Genomic DNA, 20148 nt, shown 5'->3' on the forward strand with positions numbered 1-20148 from the left:
GTCGAGTAAGCAATGTCGGCAGATGCTTGCAAGACCACGTCGCTGTCCATTGCGAAATCGTGAAAGCATCCATATTGAGTGGCAGAGGTTAAATCATATATGAAACAAGAGCAGGGACAGACCACTTCGGTTTCAAACAGGCTTAACCAAATGTTGGGATATAATGTCTTCACGGAAGAATCGTGTCTCCTCAGAGTGTACATTGTTAAAGAGTAGCAGCGATCGATAAATACAAGCCTGGTGTAAAGCTTTCCAGTTTTAAAGCCCTGAAATCATGTCTACTTCGAAAGGACAGTGTCTATTGTAAGCAATACAACGATAAGAACAATGGATGTTCCTGCTATAAAAGAATCCATAAATGTAGGCCGATCGCAAAGTAGGCTAAAAAAATTCCTTCTATTATATATAGGTATCTGTAGCCTTTCTGCATGAAGGGTGGAATGATATTTGTCTAGTATATAGAATGCGATCCTTTTCATATATCGAAAAAAGAGATTGGTACGGGCCTATTTCTTATTCTCGTATGAAGTTTGATGTCTATCGTGTACAAACATGGTATACGAACATGGCCACGAACCGTGAGGTAAGGAAAATTTAATAATGCGATTACATTAAAATTGCAGAAATTTTTCAATCTGATGATGTCCTCTCCAGGGATACAAGCGTACATAGAGTGGAAGCTCCATGATGTTAGTCTTATTATGCATATTCCTCCTCCATTATCCAAACGATAAAGGAAAAAGGAGGTAGTTGTATGTGCAGAAGATTTTCGCTGTCCGCAGGGCTCGAAGAAGTGAATCAACGCTTTGGCATCCATCGGGTCATGTATTACTACAAGAGCCGATACAACATTAGTCCTACCCAAACCATGCCGGTCATTGTACAGGAACAGGGGGAGCGGGTACTCGATGAGTATCGGTGGGGCTTGGTTCCGTATTGGGGGAAAGATGCGGTCAACGCCGATATTACGACAGTTGATCAGAATCCCACTTATCGCAAAGCGATTGATACGAGACGCTGCGTTATACCTTGCAACGGACTATATTACTGGAGGACGGTCGGCAAACGGAGTTATGCCGTACGGACCGTGATCGGAGATAATGAAATATTCGGTATGGCGGGCCTATACGAGACATGGCGGGATGCCAGAGGAAATGAAATGAGAACCTGCACAGTTCTGATGACGGATGCTAATGAAGCGATATCGGAGTTCGAAACACGGATGCCGGCAATCTTGTCAGAAGAAAATATGGCCAAGTGGCTGGACCCGGAAATCCAGGGAAGGCATGCGGTTCATCCGCTGCTCCATACTTACCGCGGACAGATGCGCATATATCCGGTAACGCCTTTAGTGGCCGACGATACGCATGATCATCAGCAGTGCATTGAAGAAATGGATTTGAAGCTTGCTTGGGTGAAGAACCTGTAGTTCGTAAGTATGAAAGAACGAGGTTGATTTATCTGACATAAAACAGAACATGAAAGCAATCCGGAAGATGCCCCCGGATTGCTTTTTTTTAGGCTTTAATGCAGTAGAGGGACGAAACCATGAAAGGCAATACCTTCAAACAGGCGTCACCTAATACGGAATTGAAGCATACGGTTAGGATGAAATATTACATAAAAATGGGCTTTATTTAGATTGAGCAGAGATAGACTAGGGTTGTGTGATATAATTTAACATAAAACTTAACTTTTAGCACTTTTAATCAAGGTTTTAACTCTGAATTCAAATTATTTGTAATATAACATTACATCATTTCAACAAAATCGAAAGCGATTATAGTTATAAATTGTAAATAAATCTTGATATTACATACATTTTCAGTAAACTAAGGATATACAACGGAGATAAACTTAATTATTAACCTCGAAAACGACGATAAAAACATGATTTTTGAGAAATATGAAAAAAAGTAATTGACGTTACCTAAATTTACACGTATCATAACATTAATTTTATAGGCAAGAAGATATTGCTAGAGACTTTGGCACTAATTGACCAATGGTATATTTTCTGTAAAACTTTCAAGTTATTTCACATCATGCAATGACATCCTAGAGAACGTAACGTTCAGTACCGAAATTATTTAAGGATGATTTCAATATTCGTCCTGATAATTTATATTGCAACAACATTTTTTAAGAGGAGGATTCGCATGAAGAAAAGAATGTCACTCCTGCTGGCAATCATGCTTCTGGCCATCACGGTATTAGCAGCTTGCGGAGGCGGAGGAACAGCAGAACAGCCACCAAGTCAAGGGGATCAAACGGAGCAAACTCCACCAGCTGAAGGCGATGGCGAAGAAACTACAGAACCGCCAGCTGAATCTGGTGACGAAAGCCAAGGCTATTTTGAAGCTGAAGACCCATCTTTGAATCCAGCAACTGCATTGAATCGTAAAGACACGCTTGTTGTCGGTATGACTGCACCTAAAGGGGTATTTAACCCGTTCTACTGGCAGACTGCTTATGACAAATATGTCGTAGACGCTATCTTTGATTCTTTCTTCGCAGTTCAAGGCGACGGAACGTACCAGAACCGTTTGGCGGAAAGCGTAGAAGTTTCCGAGGATAAATTGAAGTACACGTTCAAATTGAAGCCAGGCGTGACGTATTCCGACGGCACTCCTGTTACTGTAAAAGACTATGCTTTTGCAATGAAAGTTTACCATGATTCCAGCTATGACGGCCAATCCGATCTGTTGTCCGTTCATATCAAAGGCGGTAAAGAGTACAACGAAGGCAAAGCTACCGATATCTCCGGTATTAAAGTCATCGACGACAATACCATTGAAATCGAAGTTACCGAAGCAAATGCAATGACCAAGGATAACCTCGGTACGGTTGCTTTTGCACCAGAAGCCTACTATGGCAAAGGTTACAAGCAAGGCAACCTGGAGTACATGAAAGATCTGCACGCTAAACCAATCGGAAGCGGTCAATATGTATTGAAGAGCTACTCCCCAGGTCAAGAGGTAGTACTCGAAGCTAACGCTAACTACTTCCTGGGCGCACCGAAAATCAAGAACGTTATTTACAAGACTACAACTGAAGAAACCAGATTGGCTATGTTCCAATCCGGCGAAATCGATATGGACATGGTTACCGTTAACGAAGACAACGTAGAAGAATTGAAAGGCATGGGCTTCCTGGACGTCAACATCTTCCCAACCAACGGTTACGGATATGTTGCCATGAACCACAATGATCCTAAATTCCAAGACGTTAAGGTTCGTCAAGCATTGATGTACGGTTTGAACCGTGCAGAAGTAGTAGAAATCATCTACGGTCCTTATGCGAACGTATTGAATATTCCACAATCCAGCGTTTCCTGGGCTTACACGGACGAAGGCATTGAGCCGTACGAGTTCGACATGGAAAAAGCGAAGCAGCTTCTTGATGAAGCAGGTTGGGTAGCCGGCGCAGACGGTACTCGCGAAAAAGACGGCAAGAAATTCGAAATTCATTTCTCTGCAACAGCCGACAACCCGGTAATCGATGCTCTGATTCCGGTTATGACGCAAAACTACCAAGAACTTGGCATCAAATTGACTGCTGAAACGTTGGATTTCAACGCTATCATGGATAAGAAGGACAAAGGCGAGTTCGAAATGTTCTTCGCAGCTTGGGGCTTGACTCCGGATCCGGATTCCACGGTTTACATTACAGATGGACAGCAGAACGATATCGGCTTCTCCAATCCAGATTACGATGCAGCTATGAAAAAAGGTCTGAACGCGTTTGATCTTGAAGAACGTAAAGCAGCTTACGCTGAAGCATATCAAGTGCTGAACAAAAACGTTCCGGATCTCTTGATCTATCAAAGACGCGATATGTGGGGTATTAACAGCAGAATCAACGGCATGGACATCACTCCATACAAAGACTTCACCATCGATCTCTATAAAGCCGAAATTCAACAATAACAGCAGGAAACATATGCTCAGCTCGCAAGAGCTGGGCATATCCACTTATAAGCCGGGAGGAATATTATGAAGCAGTACATTATCCGGAGGCTGCTGCAGATTATCCCGACAATGATCGGGATTTCGATTATCATATTTGCAATATCAGCATTGGTTCCAGGTGACTATATCACTGCAGTGAATAACCCGACGATGACTGCTGAGAAGGCAGCTCAGCTTCGGGAAATTTATGGTTTAGATAAGCCGCCAGTAGAGCGTTATCTTACATGGGTCGGCAATATGCTGAAGGGTAATCTCGGAGATTCCCTTGTGCACAAACAACCTGTTACAACCGTTATGGGCAATTATGTATGGAACTCCTTTTTCATCGCTATTTTCAGTTTGATATTGAGTTGGATTATTGCTATTTTTGCCGGCGTTTTCTCGGCTAAATTCCAGTATTCTTTATTCGATAAAATCATTACGCTATTAATCTTTTTATGTATGTCACTGCCCTCTTTCTTCATCGGACTTCTTCTCATCAAATTTTTGGCGTTGGATCTAGGGTGGTTCCCGGTTGGCGGTATGAAGACATCCGGAATGAATGGAAATACGTGGGAACAATTGGTTGATATCGCTTGGCATATGTTCTTGCCGGTTACGGTACTCACGATGCTTAGCACAGGCAGCTTGACGCGGTATTTCCGTACAAGCATGCTGGAGGTTATTCGTCAGGATTACATCCGGACGGCTCGTGCTAAGGGGTTGAAGGAACGTACGGTAATTTTCAAGCATGCTCTGCGTAATGCCATGCTTCCTGCGATCACCCTGATGGGCTTTGAGCTGCCAGCTTTGTTTGGCGGCGCCATCATCATGGAGAAAATTTTCATTTGGCCAGGGGTCGGTCAAGTTTATCTGGAATCGATCAATATGCGGGACTATCCGTTCATGCTTGGTTTCACGGTGTTCATATCCGTACTGACACTTCTGGGCAACCTGTTGTCTGACGTTCTGTATGGAACTGCAGATCCAAGAATTCGCTTAAAGTAGGAGGAGATTCATTTGTCCGCAGAGGCTGCACCATTAAAAACGAATCTACCAGTACCGAAGAAGCAGCCGGATTCCCCGTGGCGGATCGCTATTCGCCGTTTTTCCAGAAACCGTCTCGCTGTCATCGGACTTATCATAATCGTATTTATGTTTTTGCTGTGTTTTATTGGTCCATTGTTCTCGCCATATTCACTGTATGACTACAGTGTAAAAGATAAAAACTTGCCTCCAAGCTCCAAATATTGGCTAGGCACGGATAAGCTCGGCCGCGATGTTCTTCTGCGTATGATGCTTGCAGGCCGGATTTCCCTGACGGTCGGCCTTGTCGCAACGGGCATCTCGGTCATCGTGGGGGCGACGCTTGGCGCGCTGGCCGGGTTCTATCGAAAATGGGTCGATACTCTGATTATGCGTATTGCCGATATATTTATGGCGATTCCGACGCTCCCGATCCTGATCATTTTGGGCGCGGTGCTGTCAGACTTAAAGGTTGATCCTTCTGAGCGAATCTATTTCTTGATGTTGATTATAGGTATCTTAGGCTGGAGTGGAATTTCCCGCCTTGTACGCGGACAAATATTGACGCTACGTGAACAAGAGTTTATGCAGGCAACGGAAGCGCTGGGACTTAAAGACCGACGCAAAATTTTCCGCCATCTGCTGCCGAATACAATTCCGATTATTATCGTATCCGCAACGCTTGGCGTAGCCGGAGCCATTATTTACGAATCGGCGTTAAGCTTCTTGGGAGTTGGGGTCGTTCCGCCAACACCTTCTTGGGGGAACATGATCTCGGCCGCAAACAGTTTGATTGATTTCCGTAAGCGGCCGTGGCTGTGGATACCGCCAGGCATGTGTATTCTTGTTACCGTAGTTGCAATCAACTTGATCGGTGACGGGCTTCGCGACGCACTTGACCCGAAAATGAAGAAGTAGGAGATGCGAATATGGCAAAAGAATTAGTAGAATTCCGCAATTTAAAAACGCATTTTCAAACCTCCGCAGGCACCGTGAAAGCCGTCGACGATGTTAGCTTCAAAATCCGTGAAGGTGAAACACTGTGCGTGGTGGGTGAGTCGGGCTGTGGTAAGAGCGTAACAGCCATGTCTCTTATGCGTTTGATCGATACACCTCCGGTGGGGGGAGAAATCCTGTATGAAGGCAAGGATCTGCTGAAGATGAGCAAGCGCGAGATGAGCTTGATTCGCGGCAACGATATCGCCATGATCTTCCAGGAACCCATGACCTCGCTCAACCCGGTATTAACGATCGGGGAGCAGATTGTGGAGCCGATCCTGCTTCATCAGCTCGTTAACCGTAAAGAAGCAAAACAACGCGCCATCGATCTGATTAATTTGGTTGGAATCCCGCGTGCGGAGAAGATTTTCGACTCTTATCCGCATGAGCTCAGCGGCGGTATGCGCCAACGGATCATGATCGCGATTGCCCTTAGCTGTAATCCGAAGCTGCTGATCGCGGATGAGCCTACAACCGCTCTTGACGTAACGATTCAGGCCCAGATTTTGGATTTGATGCGTGACATTAAGGGTAAACTCAACACTTCGATTATGCTTATTACGCATGACCTAGGCGTTGTTGCCGAGATGGCGGATTATGTTGTTGTTATGTACGCAGGCAAAGTCATAGAAGAAGCACCGGTCATCGAGCTGTTCAAACAACCGAAGCATCCATATACCAAAGGTCTTCTGAAGGCGAAGCCGGTCATTAATCAGACGCAAGAACGTCTGTATTCGATTCCGGGACAAGTGCCTAACCCGGTAGATCTTGGAGACAACTGTCATTTCCATGATCGCTGCGAATTCTGCATGCAGATCTGCAAGGAGAAAACGCCTCCGCTCGGTACGGATCCTAACGGCCATAAGGTCGCTTGCTGGCTGTATGAAGAGGAGGGGAAAGCCTAATGAGTCAAGCACTGATCGAAATAGACGGTTTGAAGAAATACTTTCCCATCACCGGCGGCGTATTTCAACGAACCGTGGGCAATGTAAGGGCCGTTGACGGAGTCAGCTTTACCATCAACAAAGGCGAATCCTTCGGGCTCGTAGGTGAATCGGGCTGCGGCAAGAGCACCATTGGACGAACCATTCTTCGATTGCTGGAAAAAACGGAAGGCAAAGTCATCTTTAATGGTACCGACATCCATTCCTTGTCCAAGGAGAAAATGCGTGCCTTGCGTCCGAAGATGCAGATCGTATTCCAGGATCCATTCAGCTCGCTGAATCCAAGAATCAAAGTGGGCGAAGCCATCGGCGAAGCACTCATTGACCATGGGTTGGTTAATCGTAAGGAACTTAAAGACCGCGTGATTGAAACGCTGGAAATTTGCGGCCTTGCCGCCTATCATTACGATCGGTATCCGCATGAATTCTCCGGCGGACAACGTCAACGGATCGGGATTGCACGCGCGTTGATACTGAATCCCGACTTTATCGTCGCGGATGAGCCGGTATCTGCACTGGATGTATCGATTCAAGCACAAATCATCAACTTGTTAAGTGATTTGCAGCGCGAGAAGCAGCTAACTTACTTGTTCATTTCTCATGATCTCAGTGTTGTAGAGCATTTGTGCAACCGAATTGGGGTAATGTATCTGGGATCGATGGTAGAATTGGCAAGCAAGGAAGAGCTGTTCCGCAACCCGCTGCATCCTTATACGAAAGCTTTGCTGTCTGCCGTGCCGGTACCGGACCCAACGTTGAAGCGCGACCGGATCGTACTGAAAGGCGACATTCCAAGCCCGGCGAACCCGCCTTCAGGCTGCAAATTCCACACGCGCTGCCCGCTGGCTTCAGACCTGTGCAAACAGCAAGTGCCGGAATACCGCAATGTAGGAAATGATCACTTTGTTGCTTGTCACTACGCTTAATAGGACTCTTCATATTCAGGTTTTCTGACAGCAATCAGCGTGATGATTAGAAGATTTACAGATTCATAGAAGGACTTCCTATCGTCTGCGGACGGTTGGAGGTCTTTTTCGGTTTCCTGACACATTCGTTTCATTTACAAAAATTTCTAAACAGAAAATTCAAAAAAAAAGCAGACCAAATGCCTCTTTCAACCGTCTATAACTATGGAGGGCTAATTCTATGAAAAAACGGTGGCTTTGGCTGGTCATGATGTTGCTAATTATCGTCCCCATAGGGGCGGTTGTCATAGTAAATATAGAACGAGCGGGGTTTAAACCGAAGGTCGACGCGCGAGCCGTCGTCTTAATGGATTTAAACACCGGGCGTATTTTGCTCAGCGAGAATGGCGACGTACCGTTACCGCCTGCTAGCATGTCCAAGCTGATGACCGAATTGGTCATTCTGGATGATATTAAGACCGGGAGGAGATCCTGGGACGATGAAGTCAAGATAAGCGATACGGCAAGCGACGTCAGAGGCGTTAAAATCGCTTTGAAGTCCGGCGAAATTTTGACGGTTCGCGAATTGTTCCAGAGCATAACGGTTTATTCCGCCAATGATGCGTCCGTGGCGCTTGCCGAGCATTTTGCGGGCTCCGAGGAAGCGTTCGTTCGGAAGATGAATGCCAAGGCCAAAGAGATTGGCTTATCCAGCGCGACCCGTTTCGTGAACGCATCAGGCGTCGAGCAGGGCACTGCCAATGCCAATGGTCACGCCTGGTCCTCGGATGGAGAAACGGTAATGACCGCAGAAGATACGGCTAAACTAGCCGCGCATCTCATTAGAAGCCATCCGGATATTCTAAGCACTTCCAGCAAAACGCAGACGAAGATAAGCGGACGCAATTTATATTTGAGCAACACCAATTGGATGCTGCCCTCGCTTGGCGGCCCTTATTCCTACGAAGGCACCGATGGATTAAAAGCAGGGTACACGGCGAATGCAGGGTACTGCTTTACGGGAACAGCCGAGAAGCAAGGCAGCCGGCTTATTGCCGTTGTCATGGGTACCGAATCCAAAGAAGCAAGGTTTGAAGAGACGCGAAAGCTGTTCGATTACGGATTTTCCAAGACCTTGACGTGGAGAGAGCGGCTGGACGACTGGTTCCAATATTCGGGAACCGCAGCCGCTCTTCAGCATGAGAACAGGCCGGTTTAACGGATCAATGAGGATTTGGTAGATTTATAGAACTGCCCGTGAAGGGTTCACATTTGACAATATTCTGGTTTACAATAGATGATGTGTTGCAACTGGCCTACTAGTATGAAGTGAGTCAACGGGAGGAGTTCCCGTTTAATAAGAGAGGAGGGTGAGCCAAGCAGCTTAGGGTGCAAGCAAAGGCCTTTAACGACCTGACTTATCCATTATTTTATTTTATAATAAAGAAGGAATTGAACTCATGAAGAGGAAATCATTATATATTACGCTCGCTGTTGTCATATTGCTGGGCTCTTCCGCATTTCTGTTCAGAACGCAGCTTGCGGTCGTGGCATTTGATCTGTTTATGGCAAAGGACGTAGAGGAATCGTTACAGAAATCGTATAAGCCGCTCCAGAGCGACAAGACGCCTGAACCGGTCGTACTCCAGAGCAAGCCGTTCTCGGTCATGCTGCTGGGCAGCGACCAACGGGAAGACGAGCCGGCCCGTTCGGACACGTTGATCTATGCGGTTGTACGTCCCATGGAGTCCAAAGTGCTCCTAATCTCGGTACCGCGGGATACGTACGTCGATATTATCGGCAAGGACAAGAAAGACAAGATCAACCATGCGTTTGCATATGGCGGTCATCAAATGGCGAAAGATACGATGGAAGCATTTTTCGATGAGGAACTTGATTATTATGCCTCCATTAATTTTCAAGGATTGAAGGATGTCGTTGACGCCCTTGGCGGCGTTGAGCTGCCGATCCGCAAGGATATCGTCAACAAAGGCAGGGATCATGAGAAGTTCACGATTGAAGCCAACAAACCGATTTACAATGGCGAGGAAGCCTTGAATTATGTCCGTTATCGTGAAGATAGCGACTTTAATCGGGCGAAGAGACAGCAGGTATTTTTGGATGTATCGGCTAAGCGGGTCATGAAGCTGGATCAGATCGGCAAGGTGCCTGAACTGATCGAGATTATGGGAGATAATTTCCAGACCGATATGCAGCCTAAATTCATTATCGACCTGGCGAAGCAGATGCTGACCGGGGGCAAAGTGGATATGACCAGCTATACGATCATGGGAGAAGGCATGAAAATTAACGGCATCTATTATAATGATGCCGACATGGAGGACGTGCAGGAAGCCCGCGACCTAATCGACAACTGGATGAACCCGGATACGCCGGCAGACCAGCTGCTGCAGCCTAAAGATGCAGAGAAACAGAAATTGCAATAACATAAACACCGGTACATCCGGATGATGTCATAGTACGTTGCTTCATCTCAATCAGCAGTCCGGATTGCCTGGCTGCTGATTTTGTGCCCTATACAAGGGAATCGAAACGACGGAGTTAACGTATGTATGAGTATGGATAGGGGAAGGAGTAACCTGCATACCAAGCTTTTGGATCAGGAAGGTTACTTAACATGACTCCATGAGGTTGGAGTCATAAGGAGGATAATGCATTATGAATATCGCTTTTTTTCTATTACCGAAGCAGGAAGTGATTTGTTTAACGCTGGACTCCACGCTCAGGCAGACGCTGGAACGGATGGAGTTTCACCGGTACACGGCGGTGCCCGTGCTGGATAAGAACGGGCAATACGCAGGCACCGTAACCGAAGGCGATCTATTATGGCATATGAAGAACTCGGAAGGCAAAATCACTTTTGAGAACGCTTCGAAATTTTTGCTGAAGGATGTTCCGTTCCGTATGGATATCAAGCCGGTATCGATTGATGCCCGGATGGAGGATCTGATTAATTTGGCCAAGGTACAGAACTTTGTGCCGGTGGTGGACGACATGAACCGATTTATCGGGATTGTCCGCAGAAGCCTTATCATCGAGTACTGTGAACGCTTTGTTTCCAAGGAGACGATGGAATCCCAAGGGGCAACATAATCATGTAGGAACGCAAACAACAAAGGGCGTGGGACCACGGGGACACCGTGGGTAACACGTCCTATTTCTATAGAGACGGGGCTGCAGCCGGCTTGCAGTGGGAATAACCGGTGGCCATTTGGAGTACAAAGAGAAGGTAAGTTATCTCCGCCATGGGGACTAAGGTTGGACAGGGTGCCCCGGGGCCTTTGTGTGGGCGGCTTTTTTTTATGCTATAATGGAGAATAAAGCTGTTTTCAGGGAGAGATGGATATGCCGAATATGCCGAAGGACTTGGATGTAGCGAAACGCGCCAAAGTGATTGAATGGCTTAAAACCGAAGTAATTGATCATGTATCCCGGTTATTCAAAGCTCTATGGGAAGGCAGCACTACAAAGGTTGGAGACAGTTTGGCAAGCCTGATGATGAGCTCCTACATACTGGGCCGAAGGCTCGGCTTGACCTATCGGGATTTGGACGATCTCTTGTTGGAGAAATTGAAAAAGCATAAGCAGGAAGGACATCAGCTGGAGGATTGGTACCAGGATATTTCCGCGCTCGAAGAACATTTGCGTAAGAGGTGAACATATTGAAATTGCGCTGGACTACGGCGGTATGGAGCGTTGTATATTTGCTGCTGCTGCTGTCACTACTCACACCCTTTTCGATCGTAACGGCTTTCTTGCTGGTTCTGCCGGTTGCGATTCTGTTTACGGCTTTGAATACAAAATCATTTATCATGCATGTGGTGCCGGTGTGGCTGATTGCTCTTCTGATTCATCCCATTTATTTACTGCTTGCGATCTATTTTGCGATTCCGGGGATCGTGATGGGGTATTTATACCGGAAACGGAAGGCAGCCATGCAGGTGTTGAAGTATGGCATGGCCGTCATGCTGGTGGAACTGCTTGTCCTGCTGATGATCAGCACGGCCTTCTTCCAATTGAATCTGTCGGAATATGTGGATGAGATCGTAAAGATGACGACCGCTCCGCTCACCGAGATGGGTGTTGAAGGCGGCCTGGGCGGCCAGTTCCTTGGCACCGAACTCGATACACAACTCATTAAAGATCAAACGATGCGTTTGGTTCCGTTCGCGATGATTATCAGCTCGTTCCTTATGACGGTGGTCACTCATGCTTTGGCACGGCCCACCCTCAACAGCATGGGCTTATCCGTGCCGCGGCTGAAGCCGGCCAGAGAATGGATGCTTCCGCGTTCCCTGATCTGGTACTACCTGCTCATTTTCTTCATCAACATAGCAACCGTCAATTCGGACAATACCTTCATGAAGATGATAGTAGCCAACGCTACGCCGTTGCTGCAGATCTGCTTCATGATTCAAGCGCTAAGCTTCTTCTATTATCTGGCACACGAGCGGAAGTGGCATCCCATCGCGCCGCTTTTGACGGCCATACCGATTGTTCTGTTCCCGCCGGCAATGATTATCGGAATCCTGGATCTGGCGTTCCCACTTCGTCAGGCATTTAGTAAAAACAAAAGATAGGGTGATGAGTCATGCCTAAATTTCTGCAGAAACGCTGGCACGGCTATCATACCGTCTGGGCGTTTGCGCTGGTGCTTCTGCTTGTTATTTTTCTGTCGTTCTACAATACGATTCTGGGGCTGGTCGGGCTGCTGCTTGCGGTGGTAGGCGGCTACGCGATGCTGAAGGCGGAGATGAAGTTTCGCCGCGAGCTGGTCGATTATATCGGAGATCTGTCGTTTCGGATTCAGCGGGTCGAGGGCGAAGCGGTCAGCGTGCTGCCATTTGGCATTGTGCTGTACAGCGAGGATAAGACCGTGGAATGGCATAACCGATTCGTAGTCAATATGTTTCCCCAACAGCCGCTGGTGGGCGCATCCTTGCAGGAGCTGTTCCCCGAGCTGGTGACAGCGCTAAAGGAAATCCAGGAGAAGAAGGATAGCAAAGAGAAGCCGCCGAAGGAAATTCGGCTGGAGATTTCCCATGAGGATAAGTACTATGGAGCCACGGTAATTCCGGATGAGCGACTCATTTATCTGGATGAGATCACCGAGCTGGCGGTGCTCAGGCAGCGGTACGAGGATGAGCGGCTGGCCTTGGGCATTATCATGATGGATAACATCGATGAGGCCTCGCAGGGAATGGATGATCAACAGCGGACGGCACTCATTGCAAAGGTCACCAGCGAGATTACGAATTGGGCCCGGGAGTTCAACGTCTACTTACGGAGGCTCTCCTCGGACCGATATTTGATGATGCTGAACCACAGGTCGCTCGATGCGCTGGAGAACAGCCGTTTTCTCATCCTGGACGAAGTCCGGGAGATGACGGCCGATCTGAAGGTACCGCTTACGCTGAGCGTCGGTCTTGCCTTCGGTTCAGACGATATCACGGAGCTGGGACAGCTAGCCCAATCCAGTCTGGATATGGCACTGGGCCGGGGCGGAGATCAGGCCGCTGTCAAAGCCGGCCAAAGGCTCTCCTTCTATGGCGGTAAATCCAACGCGGTAGAGAAACGAACGCGCGTAAGAGCGCGAGTCATTTCCCATGCGCTGCGCGATTTGATGCAGGAGAGCGACAAAGTGATCATCATGGGCCACAAGCTGCCGGATATGGACGTGGTCGGCGCTGCGATCGGCATCCTGAAAGCAGCCCAAATGTATAAAGTCGAGGCTTATATCGTGATGGAGGGAATGAATCCGTCCATTTCGAGGATTATGGAAGAGGTCCGCAAGGATGAAGCCTTGATGAGCCGATTCATCTCGACCGAGCAATCGATGCAGATGATGACGGAGCACACGCTGCTCGTTGTCGTGGATACCCATAAAGCCTCCATGACGATGGAGCCGAGGCTGGTTCATCGCGCAAGCCGGGTGGTCGTGATGGATCATCACCGGCGCGGCGAAGAATTTATTAATGACGCGGTGCTGATCTATCTTGAGCCGTATGCCTCTTCAACCTGCGAGCTGGTGACGGAGGTGCTGCAGTATATTCACGACCGGGTATCCCTTACTCCGGTTGAGGCCACGGCATTGCTGGCAGGGATTACGGTGGATACCAAGCATTTTGCCCTCCACACGGGATCGAGAACGTTCGAGGCGGCCGGGTTCCTGCGGCGTCACGGAGCGGACACCATGATGATCCAGCGGGTGCTCAAGGAAGATCTGACAGAATTTATAGCGAAGGCAGAAATCGTGAAACATGCTAAAATGGTATTTGACCATATCGCTATCGCGGTGGCGAAGAGCGGGGAGCCCATGCCGCAGCTGCTCATTGCTCAAGTGGCGGATATGCTGCTGAATATGACGGATGTGCAGGCATCCTTTGTCATTAGCGAGCGCACCGACGGCAAGATTGGCATTAGCGCCCGTTCGATGGGCAAGATGAATGTTCAGATGATTATGGAACGTCTCGGGGGAGGCGGACATTTAACGAACGCCGCAGTACAACTGGATACGACGCCTGAGAAAGCCGAGGAGAAGTTGATGGAGGTACTGAAGGACATCGAAGCGAAAGAGGGGTTATTTGAATGAAAGTCATTTTCATAAAAGATATGAAGGGCCAAGGCAAGAAAGGCGAAGTGAAGGAAGTTTCGGAAGGATATGCAACAAACTTCCTGATTCCGCGGGGAGTCGCTCGTCCGGCTACCGATGGGAACATGAAAACGCTGGAGCAGCAGCAGGCCTCCGAGGAGAAGCGCAAGGCGCAGGAGAAGGAAGAGGCGCAGGCGCTCGGCAAGAAGCTGGAAGAGATGACGGTGGTCCTGAAAGCCAAAGCTGGAGAGGGCGGACGTCTGTTCGGCGCCATTACCAGCAAACAAATTGCGGAAGCATTGGCAGGACAGAAGATCAAAATCGACAAACGCAAAATTGAGCTTAGCGATCCGATTCGCAGCCTGGGCGTTACCCAGGTTCCGGTGAAGCTGCATCCTGACGTCAAGGCGACGCTCAAGGTTCAAATTACGGAGGAGTAATATGGGAGGAGAACTCTATTTCGATCGGGTCCCCCCGCAGAACCTTGAGGCAGAGCAGGCCGTGCTGGGTGCCATTCTGCTGCAGAGTGAAGCGCTGATCACGGCGATGGAGCGGGTGCAGGCTGAGGACTTCTACGATAAATCACATCAGATGATTTATGAAGTCATGGTGCAGCTCGGGGAAGGCAATCAACCGATCGATCTGGTGACCCTTACATCTCTTCTGCAAGATAAAGGACAACTGGAAGAGATCGGTGGAGTCAGCTATTTAGCGAAGCTGGCTCATGCCGTCCCGACGGCTGCGAACGTGGATTATTACGCCCAAATCATCGAAGAAAAATCGATGCTGCGGCGTTTGATCCGAACGGCAACGCAGATTGTCAGTGAAGGCTATACCGGAGGAGAAGATGTATCCGGTATGCTCAGCGAGGCGGAGCGCCGCATACTCGAGATCTCCAATCGACGCACGGGCAGCGGGTTTATTGCGATCCGCGACGTACTGATGGAAGTCTTCGAGAAGGTGGAGGTCCTTCATCAGAACCGGGGGAATACGACAGGGATTCCTTCCGGCTTTGTGGATCTGGACAAAATGACAAGCGGATTCCAGCGCAACGACTTGATTATCGTGGCGGCTCGTCCTTCCGTAGGTAAAACGGCCTTCGCACTGAATATCGCCCAGAACGTGGCCATTCGCGCCAAAGAAACGGTAGCCATCTTCAGTCTGGAGATGTCCGCGCCGCAGCTCGTTCAGCGTATGATCTGTGCCGAGGCAAACCTCGATGCGGGCGTGATGCGGAACGGCGATTTCAAAGGCGACGAAGATTGGTCCAAGCTAACGATGGGCATCGCCGCTTTATCCGAGGCGGAGATTTACATTGATGATACACCTGGCGTCACGGTAGCCGATATCCGTGCGAAATGCCGCCGTTTGAAAAAAGAGAAGGGGCTCGGCATGATTCTGATCGATTACCTCCAGCTCATTCATGGGCGAGGCAAGCCCGGAGAGAACCGGCAGCAGGAGGTATCCGAGATCTCGCGTACGCTCAAACAAATTGCCCGTGAGCTCGAAGTGCCGGTCATCGCGCTGTCACAGCTCAGCCGGGGCGTGGAGCAGCGTCAGGACAAGCGTCCGATGATGAGTGACCTGCGGGAATCCGGTTCGATCGAGCAGGATGCCGATATCGTTGCGTTCTTATACCGGGATGATTATTACAATCAGGAAACCGAGAAGAAGAATATCATCGAGATCATCATTGCCAAACAGCGTAATGGTCCAGTAGGCACAGTGGAATTGGTCTTCCTGAAGAACTTTAATAAATTCGTCAATTACGAGCGAACGCATGCCGATGCCTTTGCTGCCGGGTAGCGACGGTATTCACCCTTAGCCGGGCTTTCATGGTTGCTTAATGAACAGGAAGCCCTAAAGTAAAGTTCGGAGATCAGGCCAATACCTGCCGCTCGCTGTAAGTATAGGGCATTTCTTATGGCAGTTCCCCGAATAATACGGTTATCCATCTATAATCTCGTCCTAATTCCGAACAATCGTACACACTGATGTGCGATTGTTCGTTTTTGTATTTGACTTTAAAAATGGGGACTGTTACACTGGTATTGCTGCTTTAGTGCAGTGAGGTTGAACTTAATCAGCCTACAGAGATTTATTTCATCAGTGTTACGCGAAATCATAAGGGTGTAACAGCCCGGGCGGAGGAATGAATATGTCAACGGTAGTCGTTGTGGGAACACAATGGGGAGATGAAGGGAAAGGGAAGATCACGGATTATTTGGCGGAAAGCGCCGACGTGGTAGCCCGTTACCAAGGCGGCAACAATGCCGGCCACACCATTCTGATTGACGGTAAAAAATTCAAGCTTAGCTTGATTCCATCCGGAGTATTCTATAAAGACAAAACCTGTGTAATCGGTAACGGTATGGTCGTTAACCCGGCTGCACTCATTGAAGAGATTAATTATATTCATGATAACGGGTTCAGCACGGACAATCTGGTAATCAGCGATCGTGCTCATGTTATCATGCCTTATCATATGGTATTGGATGCTCTGGAAGAGGACCGCAAAGGTCCGAACAAAATCGGTACAACGCGCAAGGGGATCGGCCCGTGCTACATGGATAAAGCGGCACGCAACGGTATCCGTATCGCAGATCTGATGGATGCGGAAGAGTTCGAATTGAAGCTTCGCCATATGGTGAAGGAGAAGAACCAAGTGATTACCCAGGTGTACGGCGGGGAAGCGCTTGATGTTGAAGAGATCCTGACGCAATACCTGGAGTACGCCGAGGTTATTCGTAAATATGTGCGCGACACTTCCGTTGTCCTGAATGATGCGATCGATGAGAATCAGAAAGTATTGTTCGAAGGCGCGCAGGGCGTCATGCTGGATATCGACCAAGGTACGTACCCGTTTGTTACGTCTTCGAATCCTTCTGCAGGCGGCGTCTGCATCGGTTCCGGCGTAGGGCCGTCGAAGATTCAACAAGTCATCGGCGTGGCCAAATCCTATACGACGCGTGTAGGAGACGGACCATTCCCAACGGAGCTGGATAATGAAATCGGCGAATATATCCGTGAAAAAGGACATGAGTACGGCACGGTAACCGGGCGTGCTCGTCGCGTAGGCTGGTTCGACAGCGTAGTTGTGCGCCATGCCCGTCGCGTAAGCGGAATTACCGGCCTGTCCCTGAACTCGCTGGACGTGCTCAGCGGACTGGAGACCGTGAAGATCTGTACCGCATATAAATTCCGCGGTGAGGAGATTACGCACTACCCGGCCAGCTTGAAAATGCTAGCCGAGTGCGAAGCCATCTATGAAGAGCTGCCAGGGTGGAGCGAAGACATTACCGGCGCGAAGACGCTGGAGGATCTGCCTGAGAACACTCGCCGTTATGTTGAGCGGGTATCGGAGCTGACCGGCATTCCGATTGCCATCTTCTCCGTCGGCCGCAACCGGGAGCAGACGAATCAAGTGCTGCCGATTTATGAGAAGTAATCAAGCGTTGGCCCAAGAATAGAGAGAGTGAAAGTTCAACCTTAAGATATGTGAAATACACCCGCCGAAGATTGGATTCGGCGGGGCTTTTTTTATGGTTGTGAAAGATCCGGGATAGGAGATGACTTTCGAGCATACCATCGCTGGTCAATAGGTAGAAGAATTTGTCCCTTCAGCTAAAGAATATTATCCCCTAGTCATCCGCCCATCCACCCTATAATGGAGATAGACATAGAGGGCAGCACGCTGATCATTTGGAATTGGGGCTAAAAACAGCGGATGAATGCAGTCAGATCCATGTAGGGGGGACAGAAGCCATACGAACCTTCGAATAGACGTATGGCCTTCTTGAGCGCTGGACAAGGTACACGGCGGTCCAGCATAGTAAAAAACCGGATTCATCGACTAGGTTGCCTAGGGATGAATCCGGTTTTTGTCATGCTACAACACAATCGGCTGCGTCCGTTCGGACAGCTTGCCGTCCTCGATATAGACGACCCGGTCACATAGATCCAGCATGCGCTTGTCATGCGTGACCATGATGGCAGCTTTCCGGCGCAGCTTCACTTCATCGGCGAGCATTTGAACGACCGTCCGGCCGCGCTCGGAATCCAGACTTGCCGTCGGCTCGTCTGCCAATATGAGCTCCGGATCGTTCATCCATGCCCGGGCAATGGCAACCCGCTGCCGTTCGCCGCCGGACAGGCTTTCGGGATACCGAGACTTGCGATGCGACAAGCCCAGCCGGTGAAGCAGATCATCTGCCCGCCGATGCGGCTCCTGGCCGTGCTGGTTAGCCAGCTTGGCCATCAAGAGCAGCTGATCGCGGACCGTCAGATACGGAATGAGATTGGAAGATTGAAAGACAAATCCGATATGGCGCAGCCGCAGCTGATTCATTTGTTTGGCGGGGAGCCGGGTGACCTCCTGATCGCCCATCCATATTCGTCCCCGGGTAGGGGATAGCAGTGCCCCGGCAATGGAGAGAAAGGTGCTTTTGCCCGAACCGGAAGGTCCGACCACCGCGACAAATTCCCCACCCTTGATATCCAGTGAAATGTTGTCCAGTACTTTAGCTGAGGTGTCCCCGTCACCGAATTCTTTGCTTACCTGATCCATCAACAGCTTGGATGATGTCATTATGCAGCCCTCCCGATAGCTTCGATTGCATCGATCTTGATGACCCGATATAGCGATAATAGCGATCCCATCAGGGAAACCGCCAGGAACAGCAAGGAACAGAGCAGAACGACCGAAGGCGTTAACGAAAACGGCACGATCCCGGACAACAGGAGCGAAACCCCGTACGTCAAGCCGATGCTGATCGCAAGACTGACGATGGTAAGGGTCAGGACCTGAAAGATCAGACTCCTCACCAGATAGCCGGTCCCCGCGCCGATGGCTTTCAGGACCCCGAACTGATTCATTTTCTGAATCGTCATGACGTAGAAGAACACGGCCAGCACGAAGGCTGCAATCACAAACAGGAACACAATCATCATGATGAGAGAACCCTGCTCCTCCTGAAAACCGGGAATCCCCTGCAGGGCTTCCTCTTTCGTGATCATCTCGATGCCGGATACGTCCCGGACCAAGGCTTCCTTCTGCTCCGGAGTTCCATTCCAAGCGATGGCATTATAGATAGGCGCTGGCTTCGCCGGGTTTGGCTGAAGCGCCTTCCACCCCTCAAAGTTCATGTGAATGACCGGGGCATGACTGAAGGATTGTCCCTCCGTAAAGGCAGCAATCGTAAACGTGGCGCCTGTAGCCTGATCCACGATCCGGTCGCCCAGCCGGTACCCGTCCTCTTTCAAGGAGCGGTCGGCCATCACAAGGTCGGCATCCGTATTGCTAATCATGGTGCCTTCAACGACTCGGGGTGCCAGCATGCTCTCCACATCAATGGCAAAAAAAGCCGCATCGAATTTGGCTGCGGAGCCTTCCTTGGTCAAGGTGTTCATGTGTACTCCGAGCGGAGTGGCCGGGTTTCCACCCGGGCGGCTCTGCACTTCGTTCCAGATCTCGCTGGTTAGTACGGAACGATTGATCCGATGATCGGACTCCTCCTGAAGCACCAGGTAGTCGGCTTTCATATTTTGTATGGAAGAGGCGTTATCGGAGGAAAGCCCCTGAGCCAATCCCGTGACGAACAGGACGAGCCAGGCAATCAGTACCATAATGAAGCCAATCAGCAGATAGCGCAGCTTCGCATGTTGAAGTTCACGCAGTGCAAGAAACATGTTTCTCATCTCCATTCCTGATC

General features: G+C 49.2%; 17 protein-coding genes. 15 read left to right on the forward strand and 2 right to left on the reverse strand.

Annotated features, from left to right (window positions below; all coding sequences use genetic code 11):
* The first annotated feature begins 754 nt into the window (after positions 1-754).
* The 15 genes from RB298_RS23045 to RB298_RS23115 all read left to right on the forward strand — a co-directional run bounded on the left by RB298_RS23045 (position 755) and on the right by RB298_RS23115 (position 17885).
* Positions 755-1429: an SOS response-associated peptidase gene (locus RB298_RS23045; RefSeq protein ID WP_096777264.1), complete on the forward strand. Its 675-nt coding sequence runs from the start codon at positions 755-757 to the stop codon at positions 1427-1429.
* A gap of 730 nt (positions 1430-2159) precedes the next feature.
* Positions 2160-3929 carry an ABC transporter substrate-binding protein gene (locus RB298_RS23050; RefSeq protein ID WP_096777263.1) on the forward strand — a complete coding sequence of 590 codons (1770 nt, stop codon included), beginning with the start codon at positions 2160-2162 and terminating at the stop codon, positions 3927-3929.
* 66 nt (positions 3930-3995) lie between these two features.
* Positions 3996-4958, forward strand: coding sequence for an ABC transporter permease (locus RB298_RS23055; protein WP_009591558.1), 963 nt, complete (start codon positions 3996-3998; stop codon positions 4956-4958).
* A gap of 12 nt (positions 4959-4970) precedes the next feature.
* Entirely contained in the window at positions 4971-5894 is a 924-nt protein-coding gene (gene opp4C / locus RB298_RS23060) for an oligopeptide ABC transporter permease (protein ID WP_015738112.1), read from the forward strand.
* A gap of 11 nt (positions 5895-5905) precedes the next feature.
* Positions 5906-6880, forward strand: coding sequence for an ABC transporter ATP-binding protein (locus RB298_RS23065; protein WP_009591511.1), 975 nt, complete (start codon positions 5906-5908; stop codon positions 6878-6880).
* A complete protein-coding gene (locus tag RB298_RS23070; protein ID WP_015738111.1) occupies positions 6880-7845 on the forward strand; it encodes an ABC transporter ATP-binding protein in 966 nt (321 codons plus the stop codon). The genes RB298_RS23065 and RB298_RS23070 overlap by 1 nt, the downstream gene beginning before the upstream one ends.
* A gap of 220 nt (positions 7846-8065) precedes the next feature.
* A complete protein-coding gene (locus RB298_RS23075) occupies positions 8066-9043 on the forward strand; it encodes a D-alanyl-D-alanine carboxypeptidase family protein (RefSeq protein ID WP_486048739.1) in 978 nt (325 codons plus the stop codon).
* A gap of 241 nt (positions 9044-9284) precedes the next feature.
* Positions 9285-10271: an LCP family protein gene (locus tag RB298_RS23080; protein ID WP_486048741.1), complete on the forward strand. Its 987-nt coding sequence runs from the start codon at positions 9285-9287 to the stop codon at positions 10269-10271.
* Positions 10272-10503: 232 nt separating this feature from the next.
* Positions 10504-10938, forward strand: coding sequence for a CBS domain-containing protein (locus tag RB298_RS23085; RefSeq protein ID WP_009591456.1), 435 nt, complete (start codon positions 10504-10506; stop codon positions 10936-10938).
* A gap of 261 nt (positions 10939-11199) precedes the next feature.
* Positions 11200-11502: a MazG-like family protein gene (locus RB298_RS23090; protein WP_175320760.1), complete on the forward strand. Its 303-nt coding sequence runs from the start codon at positions 11200-11202 to the stop codon at positions 11500-11502.
* Positions 11499-12425, forward strand: coding sequence for a DUF2232 domain-containing protein (locus RB298_RS23095; RefSeq protein ID WP_228468818.1), 927 nt, complete (start codon positions 11499-11501; stop codon positions 12423-12425). Before RB298_RS23090 ends, RB298_RS23095 begins: the two co-directional genes overlap by 4 nt.
* A gap of 11 nt (positions 12426-12436) precedes the next feature.
* Positions 12437-14437, forward strand: a complete 2001-nt coding sequence (locus RB298_RS23100) for a DHH family phosphoesterase (protein ID WP_036659567.1) — start codon at positions 12437-12439, stop codon at positions 14435-14437.
* Positions 14434-14877, forward strand: coding sequence for a 50S ribosomal protein L9 (rplI, locus tag RB298_RS23105; protein WP_015738107.1), 444 nt, complete (start codon positions 14434-14436; stop codon positions 14875-14877). The genes RB298_RS23100 and rplI overlap by 4 nt, the downstream gene beginning before the upstream one ends.
* Position 14878: 1 nt before the next feature.
* Entirely contained in the window at positions 14879-16243 is a 1365-nt protein-coding gene (dnaB, locus tag RB298_RS23110) for a replicative DNA helicase (RefSeq protein WP_015738106.1), read from the forward strand.
* A 352-nt stretch (positions 16244-16595) separates the two neighbouring features.
* Positions 16596-17885 carry an adenylosuccinate synthase gene (locus RB298_RS23115; RefSeq protein ID WP_096777260.1) on the forward strand — a complete coding sequence of 430 codons (1290 nt, stop codon included), beginning with the start codon at positions 16596-16598 and terminating at the stop codon, positions 17883-17885.
* 441 nt (positions 17886-18326) lie between these two features.
* Here the strand turns inward: RB298_RS23115 and RB298_RS23120 are convergent, their stop codons facing one another.
* Entirely contained in the window at positions 18327-19025 is a 699-nt protein-coding gene (locus RB298_RS23120; RefSeq protein ID WP_096777259.1) for an ABC transporter ATP-binding protein, read from the reverse strand.
* A complete protein-coding gene (locus tag RB298_RS23125) occupies positions 19025-20125 on the reverse strand; it encodes an ABC transporter permease (RefSeq protein WP_486048745.1) in 1101 nt (366 codons plus the stop codon). The genes RB298_RS23120 and RB298_RS23125 overlap by 1 nt, the downstream gene beginning before the upstream one ends.
* Between the last annotated feature and the right edge of the window lie 23 nt (positions 20126-20148).

This window comes from Priestia sp. BR_2 (assembly GCF_041954005.1).
Lineage (GTDB): Bacteria > Bacillota > Bacilli > Paenibacillales > Paenibacillaceae > Paenibacillus_AQ > Paenibacillus_AQ lautus_A.

Excerpts from the sequence above, each read along its gene's own strand:
- RB298_RS23100 (WP_036659567.1), top strand. The coding sequence starts at position 12,437 with ATGCCTAAATTTCTGCAGAAACGCTGGCACGGCTATCATACCGTCTGG.
- RB298_RS23115 (WP_096777260.1), top strand. The coding sequence starts at position 16,596 with ATGTCAACGGTAGTCGTTGTGGGAACACAATGGGGAGATGAAGGGAAA.
- RB298_RS23125 (WP_486048745.1), bottom strand. The coding sequence starts at position 20,125 with ATGTTTCTTGCACTGCGTGAACTTCAACATGCGAAGCTGCGCTATCTG.
- RB298_RS23065 (WP_009591511.1), top strand. The coding sequence starts at position 5,906 with ATGGCAAAAGAATTAGTAGAATTCCGCAATTTAAAAACGCATTTTCAA.
- RB298_RS23045 (WP_096777264.1), top strand. The coding sequence starts at position 755 with ATGTGCAGAAGATTTTCGCTGTCCGCAGGGCTCGAAGAAGTGAATCAA.
- RB298_RS23055 (WP_009591558.1), top strand. The coding sequence starts at position 3,996 with ATGAAGCAGTACATTATCCGGAGGCTGCTGCAGATTATCCCGACAATG.
- RB298_RS23080 (WP_486048741.1), top strand. The coding sequence starts at position 9,285 with ATGAAGAGGAAATCATTATATATTACGCTCGCTGTTGTCATATTGCTG.
- dnaB (WP_015738106.1), top strand. The coding sequence starts at position 14,879 with ATGGGAGGAGAACTCTATTTCGATCGGGTCCCCCCGCAGAACCTTGAG.
- rplI (WP_015738107.1), top strand. The coding sequence starts at position 14,434 with ATGAAAGTCATTTTCATAAAAGATATGAAGGGCCAAGGCAAGAAAGGC.
- RB298_RS23090 (WP_175320760.1), top strand. The coding sequence starts at position 11,200 with ATGCCGAAGGACTTGGATGTAGCGAAACGCGCCAAAGTGATTGAATGG.
- RB298_RS23120 (WP_096777259.1), bottom strand. The coding sequence starts at position 19,025 with ATGACATCATCCAAGCTGTTGATGGATCAGGTAAGCAAAGAATTCGGT.
- RB298_RS23085 (WP_009591456.1), top strand. The coding sequence starts at position 10,504 with ATGAATATCGCTTTTTTTCTATTACCGAAGCAGGAAGTGATTTGTTTA.
- RB298_RS23050 (WP_096777263.1), top strand. The coding sequence starts at position 2,160 with ATGAAGAAAAGAATGTCACTCCTGCTGGCAATCATGCTTCTGGCCATC.
- RB298_RS23075 (WP_486048739.1), top strand. The coding sequence starts at position 8,066 with ATGAAAAAACGGTGGCTTTGGCTGGTCATGATGTTGCTAATTATCGTC.
- RB298_RS23070 (WP_015738111.1), top strand. The coding sequence starts at position 6,880 with ATGAGTCAAGCACTGATCGAAATAGACGGTTTGAAGAAATACTTTCCC.